Genomic DNA, 14,855 nt, shown 5'->3' on the forward strand with positions numbered 1-14,855 from the left:
CGTGGCGCGGCCCATGCCGCGCCCGGCCGCCGCCCTGCCCGTGCCGCGCCCACCCCGCGTCGCGCTCTGCGCCGTGCCCATCAACTTTCCGAGGATGCTCATGGCGAGCAGGTGCCCACCGGCTCACCGGCCGACGCGACGACGGCGTGTCCTCCCGGCGTGGCGCGGCGTGTCGTCACTCCGCGCAGGTCTGAGGCCATCCGCCGGTCAGCTGCTGACCTCCACCAGGTCGACCACGAACACCAGCGTCGAGCCGCCGGGGATGGGGCCGCGGTCGGCGTCGCCGTAGCCGAGCTCGCTGGGGATGGTGATGACTCGCCGGCCACCGACCTGCATGCCGGTGATCCCCTGGTCGAAGCCCGGGATCACCTGGCCGGCGCCGAGGGTGACGGGCAGCGTCTCGTCCGCCCCGCGGCTCCAGGAGGAGTCGAACTCCTCGCCGGTCTCGTAGAACCCGCCCACGTACTTGACCGCCACGGTGCTGCCCTCCACGGCCTCCGCCCCGTTCCCCCGCACGACGTCCTCGACGACGAGCTCGGTCGGCGCGGGGGCGTCGGAGGCGGGCACCTCGGGGGCCTCCGAGAGGTCGGTGCTGATCTGCTCCGCGACCACCGACGTCGGGTCCTCGGACGCCGACGGCGACGCGTCCTCCCCACCGCAGGCGGTCAGGACGACGGACAGGGTGAGGGCGAGCAGCGCCCCCGGGACGGTGCGGCGGGTCATCGGTACTCCTGGCCGAGCGGGCGCTCGTGTCGGGCCGGCGAGGCGGTCGGCGCTCGCCGCGGGCAGGGCGGCGGGGCGGCTCGGGCCCCGGGAGCCATCGTCCCAGAACCGCCCGGGCCGCCCGCGGACCGCGGTCAGGCGACGCCGAGGGCGTCGGCCAGGCGGTGGTGCACCGCCGCCTCCTGGCCGCGGCTCTGCCGTTCGAGCGTGCGGGCCAGCGCGCGGCGCGCCCAGCCGTTGCTGGGCGCGAGCTCCACCAGCCGCGCCAGCGCGTCCTCGGCCGGGCGCAGCTGCGCGGAGCCGTAGTAGGCGCGGGCGAGCAGTTCCAGCGCCGCCTCGTTGCGCGGCTCGGCGTCGACGACCGGCTGCAGGAGCCGCGCGGCCGCGTCGGGCTGCCCCATGTTCAGCAGCAGGTCGGCGCGGAGGAACTCCGAGTGCAGGTCGATGGGCTGGGTCATGCCCCGCGCAACGCGGGCGGGGCAGGAGCACTTCCCGCTCACTCCTCCGGTTCGGGGTAGCGGGCGCCCGCGGCCAGCTCGGTACCGTCGGCCACCCGGGCCCGGCGCCCGACCAGCGCGATGTCGCCGTCCCCACCGACCGACGCGCCGCTCCCGACGTCGACCCCGTCGTCGAGCACCGCGCGGGTCACGGTCGCCCCGGCCCGGACCCGGACGCCCGGCAGCAGCACGGAGTCGACGACGGTGGCGCCGCGTTCGACCACCACGCCCGGGGAGAGCGCCGAGCCGCGCACGTTGCCGGAGATCCGGGTACCGCCGGAGAGCAGGCTGTTCTCGATCCTCCCGTCGTCGAGCACCCGGGCGGCGCTGTGCCGCCCGCCCCGGGTGTGCACGGGCCAGCGCGGGTCGTCGAGGTCCAGCGGCGGCTTCTCGTCGAGGAACTCGCGGTTCGTCCGCCAGTAGGACTCGATGGTGCCGACATCGCGCCAGTAGCCGTCCAGCGGGTAGGCGCGGGCCAGCCCGTCCTTCGTCTGCGCCGGAAGCAGGTGGTCGCCGAGGTCCTCCAGGCCCTCCTCGCCGACATCGCGGCTCAGCGCCTCCAGCCGGTCCAGCGTGGGCTCCGGGGAGAAGACGAACACCTCGTTGGTCGCCGTCGTCGTCGCCGGGTCGTCGGGCTTGTAGGCGTAGCCGGTCACCCGGCCCCCCGCACCGACCTCGACGATTCCGTAGCGGGAGGCGTCGTCCGCCTCGACCTCGGTGGTCACCATCGTCACCTCGGCACCGGAGCCGAGGTGGCTGTCGACGACGTCGCGGTAGTCCAACTTGTAGACGGCGTCGGAGCTCACGACCACGAGCGCGTCGGGGGCGAACTGCCGGATCAGCTCGGACTGCCGCCACAAGCCGTCGGCGGTGCCCTCGGTGAAACCGCCCCGCTCGCTGCCCTGGAACGGCGGCAGCATCATGAGGCCGCCGTTCGTGCGGTCCAGGTCCCAGGGGCGACCGCCGCCCAGGTGCTCGTTCACCGACTGCGGCTGGTACTGCACCGACACCCACACGTCGGCGATCGACGAGTGCTCGCAGTTCGACAGCGGGAAGTCGATCAGCCGGTAGACCCCGGCGAAAGGGACGGCGGGCTTGGCCCGCTGCTCGGTGAGCAGTTCCAACCGGTTGCCCTTGCCACCGGCGAGCACGAGCACGAGGACCTTGGGGAGCGCCATGCGCGGCTCGCTACCCCGTCGCCGGGCCGCGCACCCGCCGCTGTCAGCGCCCCCGTACGGAGCCGACGAACCCGGCGATCCGCTCGTGCAGCTGCGCGGCCCGCTCGGCGACCACCTCCGCGGGGTCGCGGTCGCGCAGCCACGGAGGGATCTCCGTGCGCACCCGCGGGGAGCAGCGCAGGTCCGCGCAGATGTAGGTGCCCACGGTGTTGCCGTTGCGGCCGGCGTCCCCGGTGCGGCGCGCGGTGAACAGCGAGACGGCGTCGCCGGACTGCGCCGTCTGGCAGAGCAGGCACATCGCCGCCGTCCGGCCGGACATGCGGCTCTCGGCGGCCCGGACGGCGATGCCGACGGTCCCGTCGTCGACCTGCGCCACCAGGTAGCCCCGCAGCGGCGCCCTGGGGTCGCGCCAGCCGAGCACCTCGTGCTCGGCCCAGTCGAGCTCGCGGAAGTCCTCCGGGAGCGTGAGGGTCCTCGCCTCGCCGCGCGAGCAGTTGACGAACGAGCGCCGGACCTCGGCCTCGGACAGCGGTGTCACCGGTGGTGCCTCTCTCTGGTGGTGCGGGTGCCGACCGAGGATCCTCGGTGATCGGCCCCGTGCGCTCACCTGGTTTTCGGCAGGCCGCTCAGGCGGGGAGCTCACCGCCCGGCCCGGCCGCCTCGGCCAGCAGCCGGTCGCGCTGCTCGGCCGGGAGGCGGTCGACGTAGACGGTGCCGTCGAGGTGGTCCACCTCGTGCTGCAAGCAGCGGGCGGCCATGCCGGTGGCCTCGATCGTCACCGGGTCGCCGTGCAGGTCGACGCCGTCCACCCGTGCCCGGAAGGCGCGTGGCAGCTCGGCGTAGGGGCCCGGCACCGACAGGCAGCCCTCCTCGGTGACCTCCTCCGCCGGGTCGTCGCCGACCGGCGGGAGCGTCGTCAGGACGGGGTTGACCACGTAGCCGATGACGTCCTCGCCGTCGGCGTCCGGGCAGTCGATGACGAAGACGCGGGCGTCCACGCCGATCTGGTTGGCGGCCAGCCCGACGCCGTCGGCGGCCTCCATGCTGGCGAACATGTCGAGCACCAGCCGCCGCAGCGCGTCGTCGAAGACGGTGACCTCGGTGCAGCGGCGGTGCAGGACGGGGTCGCTGCCGTAGGTCACGATCGGCCGGGCGACGCCGTCGTAACGGCCGAACAAGCGCATGCGGCGATCCTAGGGACGCCCCACCGGCGGACGGGCCCCCGCCGGGCGCTTGGCACGATGCCGGGGTGCGCCCGACCCCCGATCCCGCGACCGCGCTGGGGCTGGGCCTCGGCGCGCTGGCCGACCTCGCGCTCGCCGATCCCCGGCGGGGTCACCCGGTGGCCGGTCTGGGCCGCGCCGCCGCCGCGCTGGAGCGGCGCGCGTGGCGCGACTCCCGCGCCGCAGGCCTCGGCCACTGGGCCGTCGTCGTCGGGGGTGCGACCGCGCTCGGGGTGGCCGCCGACCGCGCCACCCGCTCCTCCCCGGCGCTGCGCACGGTCGTGACGGCGGCCGCGACCTGGGCCGTCCTGGGCGGGACGTCGCTCGGGCGGGTGGCCGGCTCGATGCACGCGGCGCTGGCCGCCGGCGACCTGCCCGCGGCCCGCGCCACGCTGCCCGGGCTGGCCGGGCGCGACCCGCGCGGGCTCGGGGAGGGCGAACTGGCCCGCGCGACGGTGGAGTCGGTCGCCGAGAACACCTCCGACGCCGCCGTCGCCCCGCTGTTCTGGGGAGCGGTGGCGGGCGTGCCGGGACTGCTGGGCTACCGGGCGGTGAACACCCTCGACGCCATGGTCGGGCACCGGTCGGCGCGGTACGCCCGGTTCGGCTGGGCCGCGGCCCGCGCGGACGACGTCGCGAACTGGGTCCCGGCCCGGCTGACGGCGGCGCTGACGGTCGGCTGCGCCCCGCTGGTGGGCGGCTCGGCCGCCGGTGCGCTGCGCGTCTGGCGCCGCGACGGCGCCGCCCACCCCAGCCCCAACTCGGGGCGCTGCGAGGCCTCGCTGGCCGGCGCGCTCGGCCTGCGCCTGGGCGGCCGCAACGTCTACGGCAGCCGCGTCGAGGAGCGGCCGGCGCTGGGAGACGGCCGGCCGCCGGCGGCCGCGGACATCCCGCGCGCGGTGGCCCTCTCCCGCGCGGTGTGGACCGCCGCGGCGGTCCTGGCGACGCTGGCCCGCCGGTCGCGCCCCTGACGGCGGCCGCGCACCGCGCCGCGGGGCGCCGACACCGCGGGGAAGCCGGCCGGGTCCACCCGGGGGTGGCTGGCCGGCGGATCACCCGGTCCGCGGCCACCCCGCAGCGTCACGAGGAGCGTGGACACCGAGAGGTATCCCAACCCCAGCAGGACGAGCACCAACGCGACGGTTCCACCTGCATCCACGCCGTCCACAGTGGCACTACCCGGGCTGGCGTTCGGCAGGCCAATCCGGCATGGTGGCCACATGCCACCTGGTCCAGAGCGGTCCACCGGTGCCCGCGAGCTGGCCGCGCTCGTCGGCCCCGTGGAAGGGCTGACCACCCCCCGCTACACGGGCCTGGCCCACCGCGTCCGCGACCTGCTCGCCGCCGGCTCGCTCCCCGCCGGGGTGCGGCTGCCCGCCGAGCGGGAGCTCGCCGCCGCGCTGGACCTCAGCCGCGTCACCGTCGCCTCGGCCTACCGGGTGCTGCGCGAGCAGGGGTTCGCCCGCACGCGGCACGGGTCGGGGACGGTGACCGCGCTGCCCGACGTCCGGTCCGGCTGGACGCCGCCCAGCACCGCCCCCGGTGTGCTGGACCTCGCGCACGCCGCTCCCGAGGCGGCGCCCCAGCTCCTGCCGGCCTACGAGCAGGCGCTCGGCGAGCTGCCGGTGCACGTGGGCGGCCACGGCTACGCGCCCAGCGGGCTGCCGCAGCTGCGGTCGGCCGTCGCCGCCTGGTTCACCGGGCGCGGCCTGCCGACCGACGCGGAGCAGGTGGTGATCACCGCGGGCGTCGGGGACGCGGCCGCCCTCGTCCTCGGCACCCTGCTGGAGCCCGGTGACCGGGTCCTGGTCGAGCACCCCACGTACCCCGGCGCGGTGGGGCTGGTCACCGCGGCCGGGGGACGCTGCGTCCCCGCGGCGGTCGATCCCGCCGATCCGGACGCCCTCGTCGGCACCGCCCAGCTGGTCGCGCGGCAGAGCAGCCCGCGCATGGCGTACCTCATGCCCGACTGCTCGAACCCGACCGGCGCCGGCCTCTCGGCGACCGGCCGCCGACGGGTGGCCGCGACCCTCTGGCAGCACGGGGTCCTCACCCTGGTCGACGAGGTCGCCGCCGGGCTGGAGCTGGACGGCCCGCCCCCGCCGCCGTTCGCCGCCGGTGTCCCCGACGCGGCGACGGTCACCGTCGGCGGGCTGTCCAAGGCGGTGTGGGGTGGGCTGCGCATCGGCTGGCTCCGGACGGAGCCGGCGCTCGCCGCCCGGCTGGGCCAGGCGCTCAGCCGGCGCCAGCTCTCGGTCGGGGTGCTCGACCAGCTGGCGGCCACGGTGCTCGTGCGGCAGCTGGACGAGATCCTCGAGCACCGGCGGGCCCAGCTCCGGGAGCGGCGCGACGTCCTCCTCGCCGAGCTGGCGGCGCGGCTGCCCGCATGGACCGCGCCGTCCCCCGCCGGCGGGCTCTCCGCCTGGTGCCGCCTGCCGCCGGGGACCAGTTCGGCGGCGCTGACCTCGGCCGCCGCCGACGTCGGCCTCCTCCTCGCCGACGGCCGGGCGTTCGGCACCGGGCACGCCTTCGACGACCACCTCCGCCTGCCGTTCACGCTGCCCCCGGAGCGCCTCCGCGCGGCCGTCGGCGTGCTGGCCCGGCTGGACCAGCAGTCCCGCGCCACCACACGCACCGTCGCCCCGCCGCGCCCGCTCACCGTCGTCTGAGCCCAGCTGCTGCAGGCACCGCCGAGGGGACGTACCGTCCATGCATTCGGGAGGTCCGGTCCTTCGCGGGGCCGGGGCCCCGGGGTGTCGAGACTCCGGCAGCCCGGGCCTGCCGGCAACGGCACGCCTCCGCCGAGGAGGTCGACCATGTCGTCACCGGCGCTCCCCCGTTCCCGTCCCGACACGCGGTCCCCCCACGCCCGGGGCCAGGACACCCGCCGCACCGTCACCCGGCACCCCGCGCGGTCCTCCCCGGTCGCCGGCCGCTACCGCTTCGACCGGCACACCGGGCAGTGGTGGTGGTCCCCCGAGATGCAGGCGCTGATCGGCGCGGACGCCGCGCCCTCCACCGAGACCCTGCTCGCCGTCCAGGAGCCCGACGACGGCGCCCGGGTGCTCGCCGCGCTCTCCGCCGGGCATCCGTTCGCCGTCGAGACGCACGTGCGGCGCCCCGCCGGGAGGCCGCGTCCGGTGCTGCTGGTCGGCGAGCCGGACCGGGACGACGCCGGTGAGGTGCGCGCGGTGGAGGGCCTCTGCGTCGACCTCACCGGCGCGCGTCCCCCCGCACCCGCCCCGGCCGGGACGGAGGCGCTCCTGACCGAGGTCGAGCAGCTGCGGGTGGCCATGGTCAGCCGGGCGGTCATCGAGCAGGCCAAGGGCATCCTCATGCTGCTCACCGGCTGCGCCGAGCAGGCGGCGTTCGACCTGCTGGCGCACATCTCCAGCAACACCCACCGGAAGGTGCGGGACGTCGCCCAGACGATCACCGACTCGGCCACGGGGCGCTGCGGCCTGCCCGACGACGTGCGCGCCATCCTCCGCGACGCCTGCCCCCCGGGGTAGCCGCCGCCCTGCCACCGAGCGGGGTCCGGCAGGATCGGGGCAGCCCGCGGTGTCCGGGGTCGCGGCTCCCGGAGCCGCCGAGGAGGGAGCCTGCGATGTTCTACGTCCTGGCCCGGTTCGTCCTGCGGCCGCTGTTCTTCCTCATGTGCCGGCCGACGATCACCGGGCGCGAGAACGTGCCGCTCGACCGCCCGGTGATCCTCGCCAGCAACCACCTGTCCTTCATCGACAGCATCGCGATCCCGCTGGCCGCCCCGCGCCGGGTCGCCTACCTGGCCAAGGCCGAGTACTTCACCGGCCGGGGGGTCGGCGGGTGGCTCACCCGCACGCTGTTCACCGCCCTCGGCGCCTACCCGGTCGAGCGGGAGACCCACCGGGCCGCGCAAGCCGCCCTGGACACCGCCCTGGGGATCCTGCGGGGCGGCACCGCCTTCGGCCTCTACCCCGAGGGCACCCGCTCCAAGGACGGCCGACTGGCCCGTGGCAAGACCGGCGTGGCCTGGCTGGCGCTGACCGCCGACTGCCCGGTCGTCCCGGTCGCGGTGCGCGGCACCGACCGGGTGCAGCCGGTCGGCGCCCGCTGGCCCCGGCCGCACCGCATCGCCATCACCTTCGGCGAGCCGCTGACCTTCCCGGAGTTCGCGGGCCAGGCCAACCGCAACCGCGCCCGCCGCGAGGTGACCGACCGGATCATGCTGGCGATCGCGGAGCTCTCCGGGCAGGAGAAGGCCGGCTGGGACGCCCCCCGCGAGACGGCGTGAGCGGGGCGCTCCTCGTCGCCGGCACGACCTCCGACGCCGGCAAGTCGGTCGTCACCGCGGGGATCTGCCGGTGGCTGGTGCGCCAGGGCGTGTCGGTGGCCCCGTTCAAGGCGCAGAACATGAGCAACAACTCCATGGTCACCCTCGACGGGGCCGAGATCGGGCGCGCCCAGGTGATGCAGGCCGCGGCGGCCCGGGTCGAGCCCGAGGCGGCCATGAACCCGGTGCTGCTCAAGCCAGGCGGTGAGAACTCCAGCCAGGTCGTGGTCCTGGGCCGCCCCGTGGCCGACGTGACCGCGCTCTCCTACCGGCCCATGAAGGCCGCCCTGCTGGAGCAGGTCCTCCAGTCGCTGGCCGACCTGCGGTCGAGGTTCGACGTCGTCGTCTGCGAGGGCGCCGGCTCCCCCACCGAGATCAACCTGCGGGCCGACGACATCGCGAACATGGGGCTCGCCACCGCCGCCGGCCTGCCCGTCGTCGTGGTGGGCGACATCGACAGGGGCGGCGTCTTCGCCGCCCTGCACGGCACGGTGGCGCTCATGCCGCCGGCCGACCAGCGGCTGGTCGCCGGCTTCCTGGTCAACAAGTTCCGCGGCGACGTCCGCCTGCTGCGCCCCGGGCTGGACCAGCTCACGGCGCTCACCGGCCGGCCGACCCTCGGCGTCCTGCCCTGGGCCGCCGGGCTGGAGATCGACGTCGAGGACTCGCTGAACGTGCCCACGGCGCCGTCGGGGACGGCACCCGTCGGCGAGGACGTGCTGCGCGTCGCGGTGGCGCGCGTGCCCCGCCTGTCCAACTTCACCGACCTCGACGCGCTCGCCGCCGAGCCCGGGGTGCTGGTGCGGTACGCCACCCGCCCGGAGGAGCTCGCCGACGCCGACCTGGTGGTGCTGCCGGGCAGCCGCGCGACCGTCGCCGACCTGGCCTGGTTGCGCAGCACCGGCCTCGCCGACGCGGTGCTGCGCCGGGCGGCGGACGGCGCACCGGTGCTCGGCATCTGCGGCGGCCACCAGATGCTGGCGCGCACGATCACCGACGAGGTCGAGTCGCGGGCGGGCACGGTGGCGGGGCTCGGACTGCTGCCCGCGGACGTCCGCTTCGCCCCGGGGAAGACGCTGGCCCGCCCGGTGGGCAGCGCCCTCGGCGAGACGGTGCACGGCTACGAGATCCACCACGGGGTCGTCACCGTCGACGGCGACGCCGAGCCCTTCCTCGACGGAGCCCGGGTGGGCGCGGTCTTCGGGACGACGTGGCACGGCGCGCTCGAGAACGACGGCTTCCGCCGCGCCTTCCTGACCGAGGTCGCCCGGATCACCGGCCGCCGGTTCGTGCCGGCACCGGCGACGGAGTTCGCGGCGGTGCGCGAGGCCCGGCTGGACCGCCTGGGCGACCTCGTCGCCGAGCACGCCGACACCGACGCCCTGTGGCGGCTCATCGAGGACGGGCCGCCCGCGGGCCTCCCGCTGCTGCCGCCGGGCTCGGGCTTCAGCCCTCGGTGAGCCGCGCCCGCACGTCGTCCGGCCACGGGGTGGCGCGGCCGCCGGCGATCGCGACGTAGGTGGTGCGGACGACGCAGCACACCCGCTCGCCCACGCGCACGGTGAAGCGCACCGTCACGCTGGTTCGGCCCACCTTCTCCGTCTCGGCGTCCACCACGACGGTGTCGCCCCAGCGGGCCGACGACATCCACTCCAGCGAGCTCGCCTTGACCAGCGGGTCCACGCCACGGGCGACCAGGTCGTCCCAGTCGAGCCGGTGCGCGGCCCACCACCTGTTGGACGCCTCGTCGGCCCACGTCAGGTAGTGGGCGTTGAAGACGACGCCCTGCTGGTCGCACTCGACGTATCGGACGGGAGAGCTCCACACCTGCGGCACGAGGCGCCACGCTAGCCGGGCGACCGTCTACCGTCGTCGCGTGCCCGCCGCTCCGCTGCCTCCGCCGCCCACCGACGGCCCGGTGCTCGCCGGCTACCGGACGCCGGGTGGCCTGGTGCTGGACAAGGTGATCGACCACCTGGACACCCACTGCCGGGAGTTCATCGCGCACTCCCCCTTCGCGACGCTGGCCACCGCCGACGCGGAGGGCTGGCCGGACGTCTCCCCTCGCGGGGGCGACCCGGGGTTCGTCCACGTCCTCGACGAGCACCGGCTCGTGCTGCCGGACCGGCCGGGCAACAACCGGGTGGACAGCCTGCGCAACGTGGCGGTGAACCCACGCGCCGCGCTGATGTTCCTGGTTCCCGGCGTCGAGCAGACGCTGCGCGTGTACGGGACGGCGTCGCTCGTCCCGCCCGGCGACCTCCCGCTGGACCTCGCCGAGTTCGGGCGCGCGCCGCTGTCGGTGCTGGTCCTGGAGGTCCGGCGGGCGTACTTCCAGTGCCCCAAGTCGGTTATGCGCTCGGGCCTGTGGGACCCGGCGAAGCGGATCGATCCGAAGGTGCTCACCCCGTTCGGCCGGGTGCTCAAGGACCACTGCGCGCTGGCCGACGACCTGCCCGACGACGCCACCATCCGGGCGGAGCTCGCCCAGGAGCTGTGAGGAGGAGCCGGCCTCAGCCGGCGCGCAGGTCCCGGGCGAGCTTCCGGTCGGCGACGGCGCGTTCGGCCATCGCGCGCATGCGCAGCCGGCGTCGTCTGCGGCTCGAGCCGAGGTAGCGCGCGTCCTCCACCAGCTGGAACGCCGCGAGCACGCTCGCCTTGACCTCCCGCGCCCGCGGGGCGGCGGGGCGCGCCGGTTCGGCCGAAGTCATGTGGAGCCCCCCTCTCCCGGGGCGCCGCCACGCTCCCGCAGCTCCATGGTTGCCCCCGGACCGCCCCGGCCAACCCCGACTGTGACCGATTGGTGCCGATGGGTCACATGGGACGAGCGGTGATGCTCCTGTGTCCTCGGCCACGTCCGCGGCGGCGGTGGCGAGGGCTCCGTACGGTGCTCGGCATGGCCTCTCTCCGGCGGCTCGGGCGGACGGCGGCGCGGACCGCCGGGCGCGTGCTGCGCCTGCTGCGGACCCCCACGCCCGGCGAGGTGCGCCGGCGCCCGGCGACGTCGGCCCGGCCACGACGCACCGGCGCGCCCGACGTCGACTACCGCCCGCGCGACGACGGCCGCCCCGATCCCGGCGAGGTCGTGTGGGCGTGGGTGCCCTACGAGGAGGACGACGGCCGGGGCAAGGACCGGCCGGTGCTGGTCATCGGCCGGCGGGACGACGACCTCCTGGGCCTGATGCTCACCAGCCGCGACCACGACCGGGACGCCACCGACGAGGCGCGCCACGGCCGGTCGTGGACCGACATCGGCACCGGCGGCTGGGACCCGCGGGGCCGCCCCAGCGAGGTGCGGCTGGACCGGCTGCTGGTGCTGGACCCGGCGACCGTCCGCCGCGAGGGCGCCGCGCTGGACCGGGCCCGGTTCGACCGCGTCGTGGCCGAGGCCCGTCGCGTGCAGGGCTGGTGACGCGGGGTCAGTCCGCGACCGACTCGTCCCGCGCCGGCCGCCGCACCGGGGGGCGCAGGTTGTAGACGCCGACGCCGTCGCCGATCGGCTCCAGGTCGTAGCGGTGCACGACCTTGGGCCCGCCGTGGAGGTGGACGTGGGTGACCGTCGGCAGCGGGTCACCGTGCCGGGCCTCCCGGATCTGCACGCGCCCGTCGAGCGGGCCGCCGACGAACAGCAGCACCGCGTCGTCGGCCCCGGCCCCCGTGGTGGCCGCGTTCTCCTCGGACAGCTCCGCTCTCCTCCCGCTCGTGCGCCGGTCCACGAGGGTAGGCGCGTCACCGGCGCACGTCAGGCCCCCGACCGGCGGACCGGGGAATCGGCCGGTCAGCCCGGCGCCGGCCGCCGGAGCAGGCGCGCCACGAGCGGGGCGCTGAAGAGCATCACGAACAGCCGCAGCACCTGCACCGCCAGGACGAAGGTGGTGTCGGCGCCGGAGTCGCGGGCGGTGGCCAGCACCGCGTAGAGACCACCGGGGGTGGTGGCCAGGTACCCGTCCAGCGCGCTCGCCCCGGTGGCGGCCGCCAGCAGGCCGCCGAGCCCGGCGCACGCCAGCACCAGGACCAGCACGATGGCCAGCGCCAGCGGCAGGACCCGCCCGATGGTGCGCAGGCTGCCGCGGGTGAAGCTGACGCCCACCTGCAGGCCGATGACGAGGAAGGCGGCGCTCTCCACGGGCACCGGCACGCTCGCGCCGCCGGCGAGGCCGGTCAGGTCGGCCACCGCGGCCACCACCAGCGGGCCGAGCAGCGCTGCGACGGGCACCCGCAGCAGCCGGCCCGCGACCAGGCCCACCACCGCGCAGGCCGCCGTGAACACCAGGCCGGCCGGCCACCCCGGCCCACCGGAGCCCTCGGGGGCCAGCCCCGCCCCGGCGGCGGCGCCGTAGGCGGTGGTGGCCACGACCGGCATGAGCAGGACGATGAGCAGCACGCGCAGGTACTGCAGCACCGCGACCATCCGCTCGTCGGCGCCGAGCTCGCGGGCCATGACGACGATCCCGGACGCGCCGCCGGCGATCATGGCGAAGGCCCCGGTCACCGGCGTGATGCCCGGGTGCAGCCGCAGCACCAGCCCGGCCACCAGGCTGAGCAGCAGCGTCGCGACGGTGACCAGCAGCACCGGCAGCCAGTCGGCGGCCACCGCGCGCAGCGTGCCGACGTCGACCAGCGCACCCATCGACACCCCTATGACGGCCTGGGCGGCAGTGCCCGGGCCCTCGGGCACCCGGGCCGGTGCGGGCACCGCCAGTGCCCGGACGAGCCCGGCGACCAGGCCCCCGAAGAGGGCGGGCGAGGGCAGGCCGGCGAGCCCGAGCAGCAGGGCCAGCCCGACGGCGCCGGCGACGACGGCGGCCGCGTCGAGCAGCGCACCCCACCGGCCCCGCATCAGCCCCCCGCTCCTCCCACCCGCCGGCGACCACTCTGCCGGGGCGCGGGGGCGCGCGTGCGGGCGGTCACCCCCCCCCCCCCCCGGTGATGCACCGCAGCTCGGCGACGTGGGCGCCGAAGGCCGCCCGCCCGGTCTGCGTCAGCGCCAGGCTGGTGCGCACGCGCGACGCCGCCGACGGTCGACCGCCATCAGCCCGCGGAGCCGGCCGGGTGGACCACAGCGCACCGAGCGTCAGCCACGGGGAGGCGAAGGAGCACGACGCGACGAGCAGGAACGTCGGTCACGTGACGCCACACGCCTGTTACACGCGACGTGGTCTCATGGCCGCCGAGCCCGTTGCGACAGCGAAGAGGAGACGTGACCGATCTGCGGCACCACGGCGACGCCGAACTGGCGCCCGGCCTCGTCGACCTCGCCGTCAACGTGCGGGCCGGCACCCCGCCCGCGTGGCTGCGCGCGGTGCTCCGGGAGGCGCTGGACGACAGCGCGGGCTACCCCGTCCTCTCCCCCGCCCGCGCCGCGGTGGCCGCCGCGCACGGCCGCCACCCGTCCGAGGTGCTGCTGGCCGCCGGCGCCGCGGAGGTGTTCGTGCTGCTGGCCCGGGCGCTGCGGCCCCGCCACGCCGTCGTCGTCCACCCCTCGTTCACCGAGCCCGAGGCCGCGCTCCGGGCCGCTGGGCACCCGGTCACCCGGCTGCTGCTCCGCGAGGCCGACGGCTACCGGCTGGACCCCGCGGTCGTCCCCGACGACGCCGACCTCGTGGTGCTCGGCAACCCGACCAACCCGACGTCGGTGCTGCACCGGGCGGCCGACCTCGCGGCGCTGGCGCGGCCGGGGCGGGTGCTCGTGGTCGACGAGGCGTTCGCCGACACCGTGCCCGGGGAACCGCAGTCCCTGGCCGGCCGGGCCGATCTGCCCGGCCTGCTCGTGGTGCGCAGCCTGACCAAGACCTGGGGCCTCGCCGGGCTCCGGGTGGGCTACGCCCTCGGGCCGCCGGACCTCGTCGCGGCCCTGGCCGGGCAGCAGCCCCCGTGGCCGGTGAGCACCCCGGCGCTGGCCGCGCTGATCGCCTGCACCACCCCGGCGGCCCGCGCGGAGGCGCACGACGCGGCGGTCGCGCTGACCGGTCACCGGGCGACGCTGCTCGCCGTGCTGCCCCCGGAGGTGGCGGTCCTCGGCGACCCCCGCTCCTCGTTCGTCCTGCTGCGCGTGCCGGACGGCGACCGGGTGCGCGCGGACCTGCGCGCCGCCGGCTGGGCGGTCCGCCGCGGCGACTCGTTCCCCGGCCTGACCCCTGACCACCTGCGCGTGGCGGTGCGCGATCCCGGCACCTCCCAGGCCTTCGCCGCGGACCTCGCTGGGATCCTGTCCCGGACACCTCGACCGGGCTCCGCGGAGGAGATCCCGACCGGCATCCCGGAGGAGATCCGCTGAACGCCACCCCGGTGCCCCCCGAGTCGGGCACGGTCTACCCCGTCGGCCTGCGACTGCGCGACCGGCCGGTCGTCGTCGTGGGCGGCGGCCGGGTCGCCCACCGGCGCGTCGCCGGGCTGCTGGAGGCCCGCGCCCGGGTGACGGTGGTCAGCCCGGAGGTCACGCCGGCCCTCGAGTCGCTGGCCGCGGCGGGCAGGACGACGTGGCACCGGCGCACCTACCGCCCCGGAGACCTGGACGGCGCCTGGTACGCCGTCGCCGCCACCGACGACCCCGCGGTGAACGCCGCGGTGGCCGACGAGGCGGAGCACGCCCGCATCTTCTGCGCGCGGGCCGACGACCGCGCCGCCTCCAGCGTCTGGACCCCGGCGATCGGCCGGCAGGGCGACCTGGTGGTGGGGGTGCACGGGGGCGGCGACCCGCAGCGGGCGATCGGGGTGCGGGACGCGATCGTGGCCGGGCTGACCGACGGCAGCATCCGCGACCGCGCGGCCCGGCCGGCTCCCGCGGGCAGCGTGGTGCTGGTGGGTGGGGGTCCCGGTGACCCCGGGCTGATCACCGTGCGCGGCCGCCAGGCCCTGGCCACCGCCGACGTCGTCCTCGCCGACCACCTCGGCCCCCAACCCCTGCTCGCCTCCCTGCCCC

Annotated in this window: 18 protein-coding genes; 9 read left to right on the forward strand and 9 right to left on the reverse strand. The window is 76.8% G+C overall.

Features of this window, described 5'->3' with window-relative positions; genetic code table 11:
* Positions 1-207: 207 nt before the first annotated feature.
* The 5 genes from ACI792_RS20415 to def form a co-directional block, all read right to left on the reverse strand.
* Positions 208-723, reverse strand: coding sequence for an FKBP-type peptidyl-prolyl cis-trans isomerase (locus tag ACI792_RS20415; protein ID WP_456604200.1), 516 nt, complete (start codon positions 721-723; stop codon positions 208-210).
* Positions 724-857: 134 nt separating this feature from the next.
* Positions 858-1,181 carry a tetratricopeptide repeat protein gene (locus ACI792_RS20420; RefSeq protein WP_456604201.1) on the reverse strand — a complete coding sequence of 108 codons (324 nt, stop codon included), beginning with the start codon at positions 1,179-1,181 and terminating at the stop codon, positions 858-860.
* A gap of 38 nt (positions 1,182-1,219) precedes the next feature.
* A complete protein-coding gene (locus ACI792_RS20425; protein WP_456604202.1) occupies positions 1,220-2,398 on the reverse strand; it encodes a glucose-1-phosphate adenylyltransferase family protein in 1,179 nt (392 codons plus the stop codon).
* A 43-nt stretch (positions 2,399-2,441) separates the two neighbouring features.
* Positions 2,442-2,936: an FBP domain-containing protein gene (locus ACI792_RS20430; protein WP_456604203.1), complete on the reverse strand. Its 495-nt coding sequence runs from the start codon at positions 2,934-2,936 to the stop codon at positions 2,442-2,444.
* An 88-nt stretch (positions 2,937-3,024) separates the two neighbouring features.
* Complete coding sequence (def, locus tag ACI792_RS20435; RefSeq protein ID WP_456582681.1) at positions 3,025-3,582, reverse strand: peptide deformylase; 558 nt, start codon at positions 3,580-3,582, stop codon at positions 3,025-3,027.
* 65 nt (positions 3,583-3,647) lie between these two features.
* Here def and ACI792_RS20440 point away from each other — a divergent pair, with 65 nt between their 5' ends.
* The 5 genes from ACI792_RS20440 (at position 3,648) to ACI792_RS20460 (ending at position 9,393) form a co-directional block, all read left to right on the forward strand.
* Positions 3,648-4,592: a cobalamin biosynthesis protein gene (locus ACI792_RS20440; protein WP_456604204.1), complete on the forward strand. Its 945-nt coding sequence runs from the start codon at positions 3,648-3,650 to the stop codon at positions 4,590-4,592.
* Positions 4,593-4,841: 249 nt separating this feature from the next.
* Positions 4,842-6,290, forward strand: a complete 1,449-nt coding sequence (gene yczR, locus ACI792_RS20445) for a MocR-like transcription factor YczR (protein WP_456604205.1) — start codon at positions 4,842-4,844, stop codon at positions 6,288-6,290.
* 147 nt (positions 6,291-6,437) lie between these two features.
* Positions 6,438-7,133 (forward strand): ANTAR domain-containing protein, encoded by a 696-nt coding sequence (locus tag ACI792_RS20450; protein ID WP_456604206.1) that lies wholly within the window; start codon positions 6,438-6,440, stop codon positions 7,131-7,133.
* A gap of 95 nt (positions 7,134-7,228) precedes the next feature.
* Positions 7,229-7,894, forward strand: coding sequence for a lysophospholipid acyltransferase family protein (locus ACI792_RS20455; RefSeq protein WP_456604207.1), 666 nt, complete (start codon positions 7,229-7,231; stop codon positions 7,892-7,894).
* Positions 7,891-9,393: a cobyric acid synthase gene (locus ACI792_RS20460; RefSeq protein ID WP_456604208.1), complete on the forward strand. Its 1,503-nt coding sequence runs from the start codon at positions 7,891-7,893 to the stop codon at positions 9,391-9,393. Before ACI792_RS20455 ends, ACI792_RS20460 begins: the two co-directional genes overlap by 4 nt.
* On the opposite strand, the gene ACI792_RS20465 is transcribed toward ACI792_RS20460, so the two are convergent.
* Complete coding sequence (locus ACI792_RS20465; protein WP_456604209.1) at positions 9,380-9,769, reverse strand: acyl-CoA thioesterase; 390 nt, start codon at positions 9,767-9,769, stop codon at positions 9,380-9,382. The two genes, ACI792_RS20460 and ACI792_RS20465, sit on opposite strands and share 14 nt — an antisense overlap.
* A gap of 40 nt (positions 9,770-9,809) precedes the next feature.
* Here ACI792_RS20465 and ACI792_RS20470 point away from each other — a divergent pair, with 40 nt between their 5' ends.
* Complete coding sequence (locus tag ACI792_RS20470; protein ID WP_456604210.1) at positions 9,810-10,433, forward strand: MSMEG_1061 family FMN-dependent PPOX-type flavoprotein; 624 nt, start codon at positions 9,810-9,812, stop codon at positions 10,431-10,433.
* A gap of 13 nt (positions 10,434-10,446) precedes the next feature.
* On the opposite strand, the gene ACI792_RS20475 is transcribed toward ACI792_RS20470, so the two are convergent.
* On the reverse strand, positions 10,447-10,644 hold the full coding sequence (locus ACI792_RS20475) for a hypothetical protein (RefSeq protein WP_456582673.1): 198 nt from the start codon (positions 10,642-10,644) through the stop codon (positions 10,447-10,449).
* A 185-nt stretch (positions 10,645-10,829) separates the two neighbouring features.
* Here ACI792_RS20475 and ACI792_RS20480 point away from each other — a divergent pair, with 185 nt between their 5' ends.
* On the forward strand, positions 10,830-11,345 hold the full coding sequence (locus ACI792_RS20480) for a type II toxin-antitoxin system PemK/MazF family toxin (RefSeq protein ID WP_456604211.1): 516 nt from the start codon (positions 10,830-10,832) through the stop codon (positions 11,343-11,345).
* 7 nt (positions 11,346-11,352) lie between these two features.
* Here the strand turns inward: ACI792_RS20480 and ACI792_RS20485 are convergent, their stop codons facing one another.
* A complete protein-coding gene (locus ACI792_RS20485; protein ID WP_456604212.1) occupies positions 11,353-11,649 on the reverse strand; it encodes a hypothetical protein in 297 nt (98 codons plus the stop codon).
* Between the two features lie 62 nt (positions 11,650-11,711).
* Entirely contained in the window at positions 11,712-12,773 is a 1,062-nt protein-coding gene (locus tag ACI792_RS20490; protein ID WP_456604213.1) for an AbrB family transcriptional regulator, read from the reverse strand.
* A gap of 360 nt (positions 12,774-13,133) precedes the next feature.
* Here ACI792_RS20490 and cobC point away from each other — a divergent pair, with 360 nt between their 5' ends.
* The gene (gene cobC / locus ACI792_RS20495) at positions 13,134-14,210 is read left to right on the forward strand and encodes an Rv2231c family pyridoxal phosphate-dependent protein CobC (RefSeq protein ID WP_456604214.1); all 1,077 of its coding nucleotides are present in this window, start codon (positions 13,134-13,136) and stop codon (positions 14,208-14,210) included.
* An 11-nt stretch (positions 14,211-14,221) separates the two neighbouring features.
* Positions 14,222-14,855, forward strand: a 634-nt coding sequence (locus ACI792_RS20500; protein WP_456604215.1) for an NAD(P)-dependent oxidoreductase, incomplete at its 3' end; no start/stop codon positions are given.

This window comes from Blastococcus sp. SYSU DS0669 (assembly GCF_054050895.1).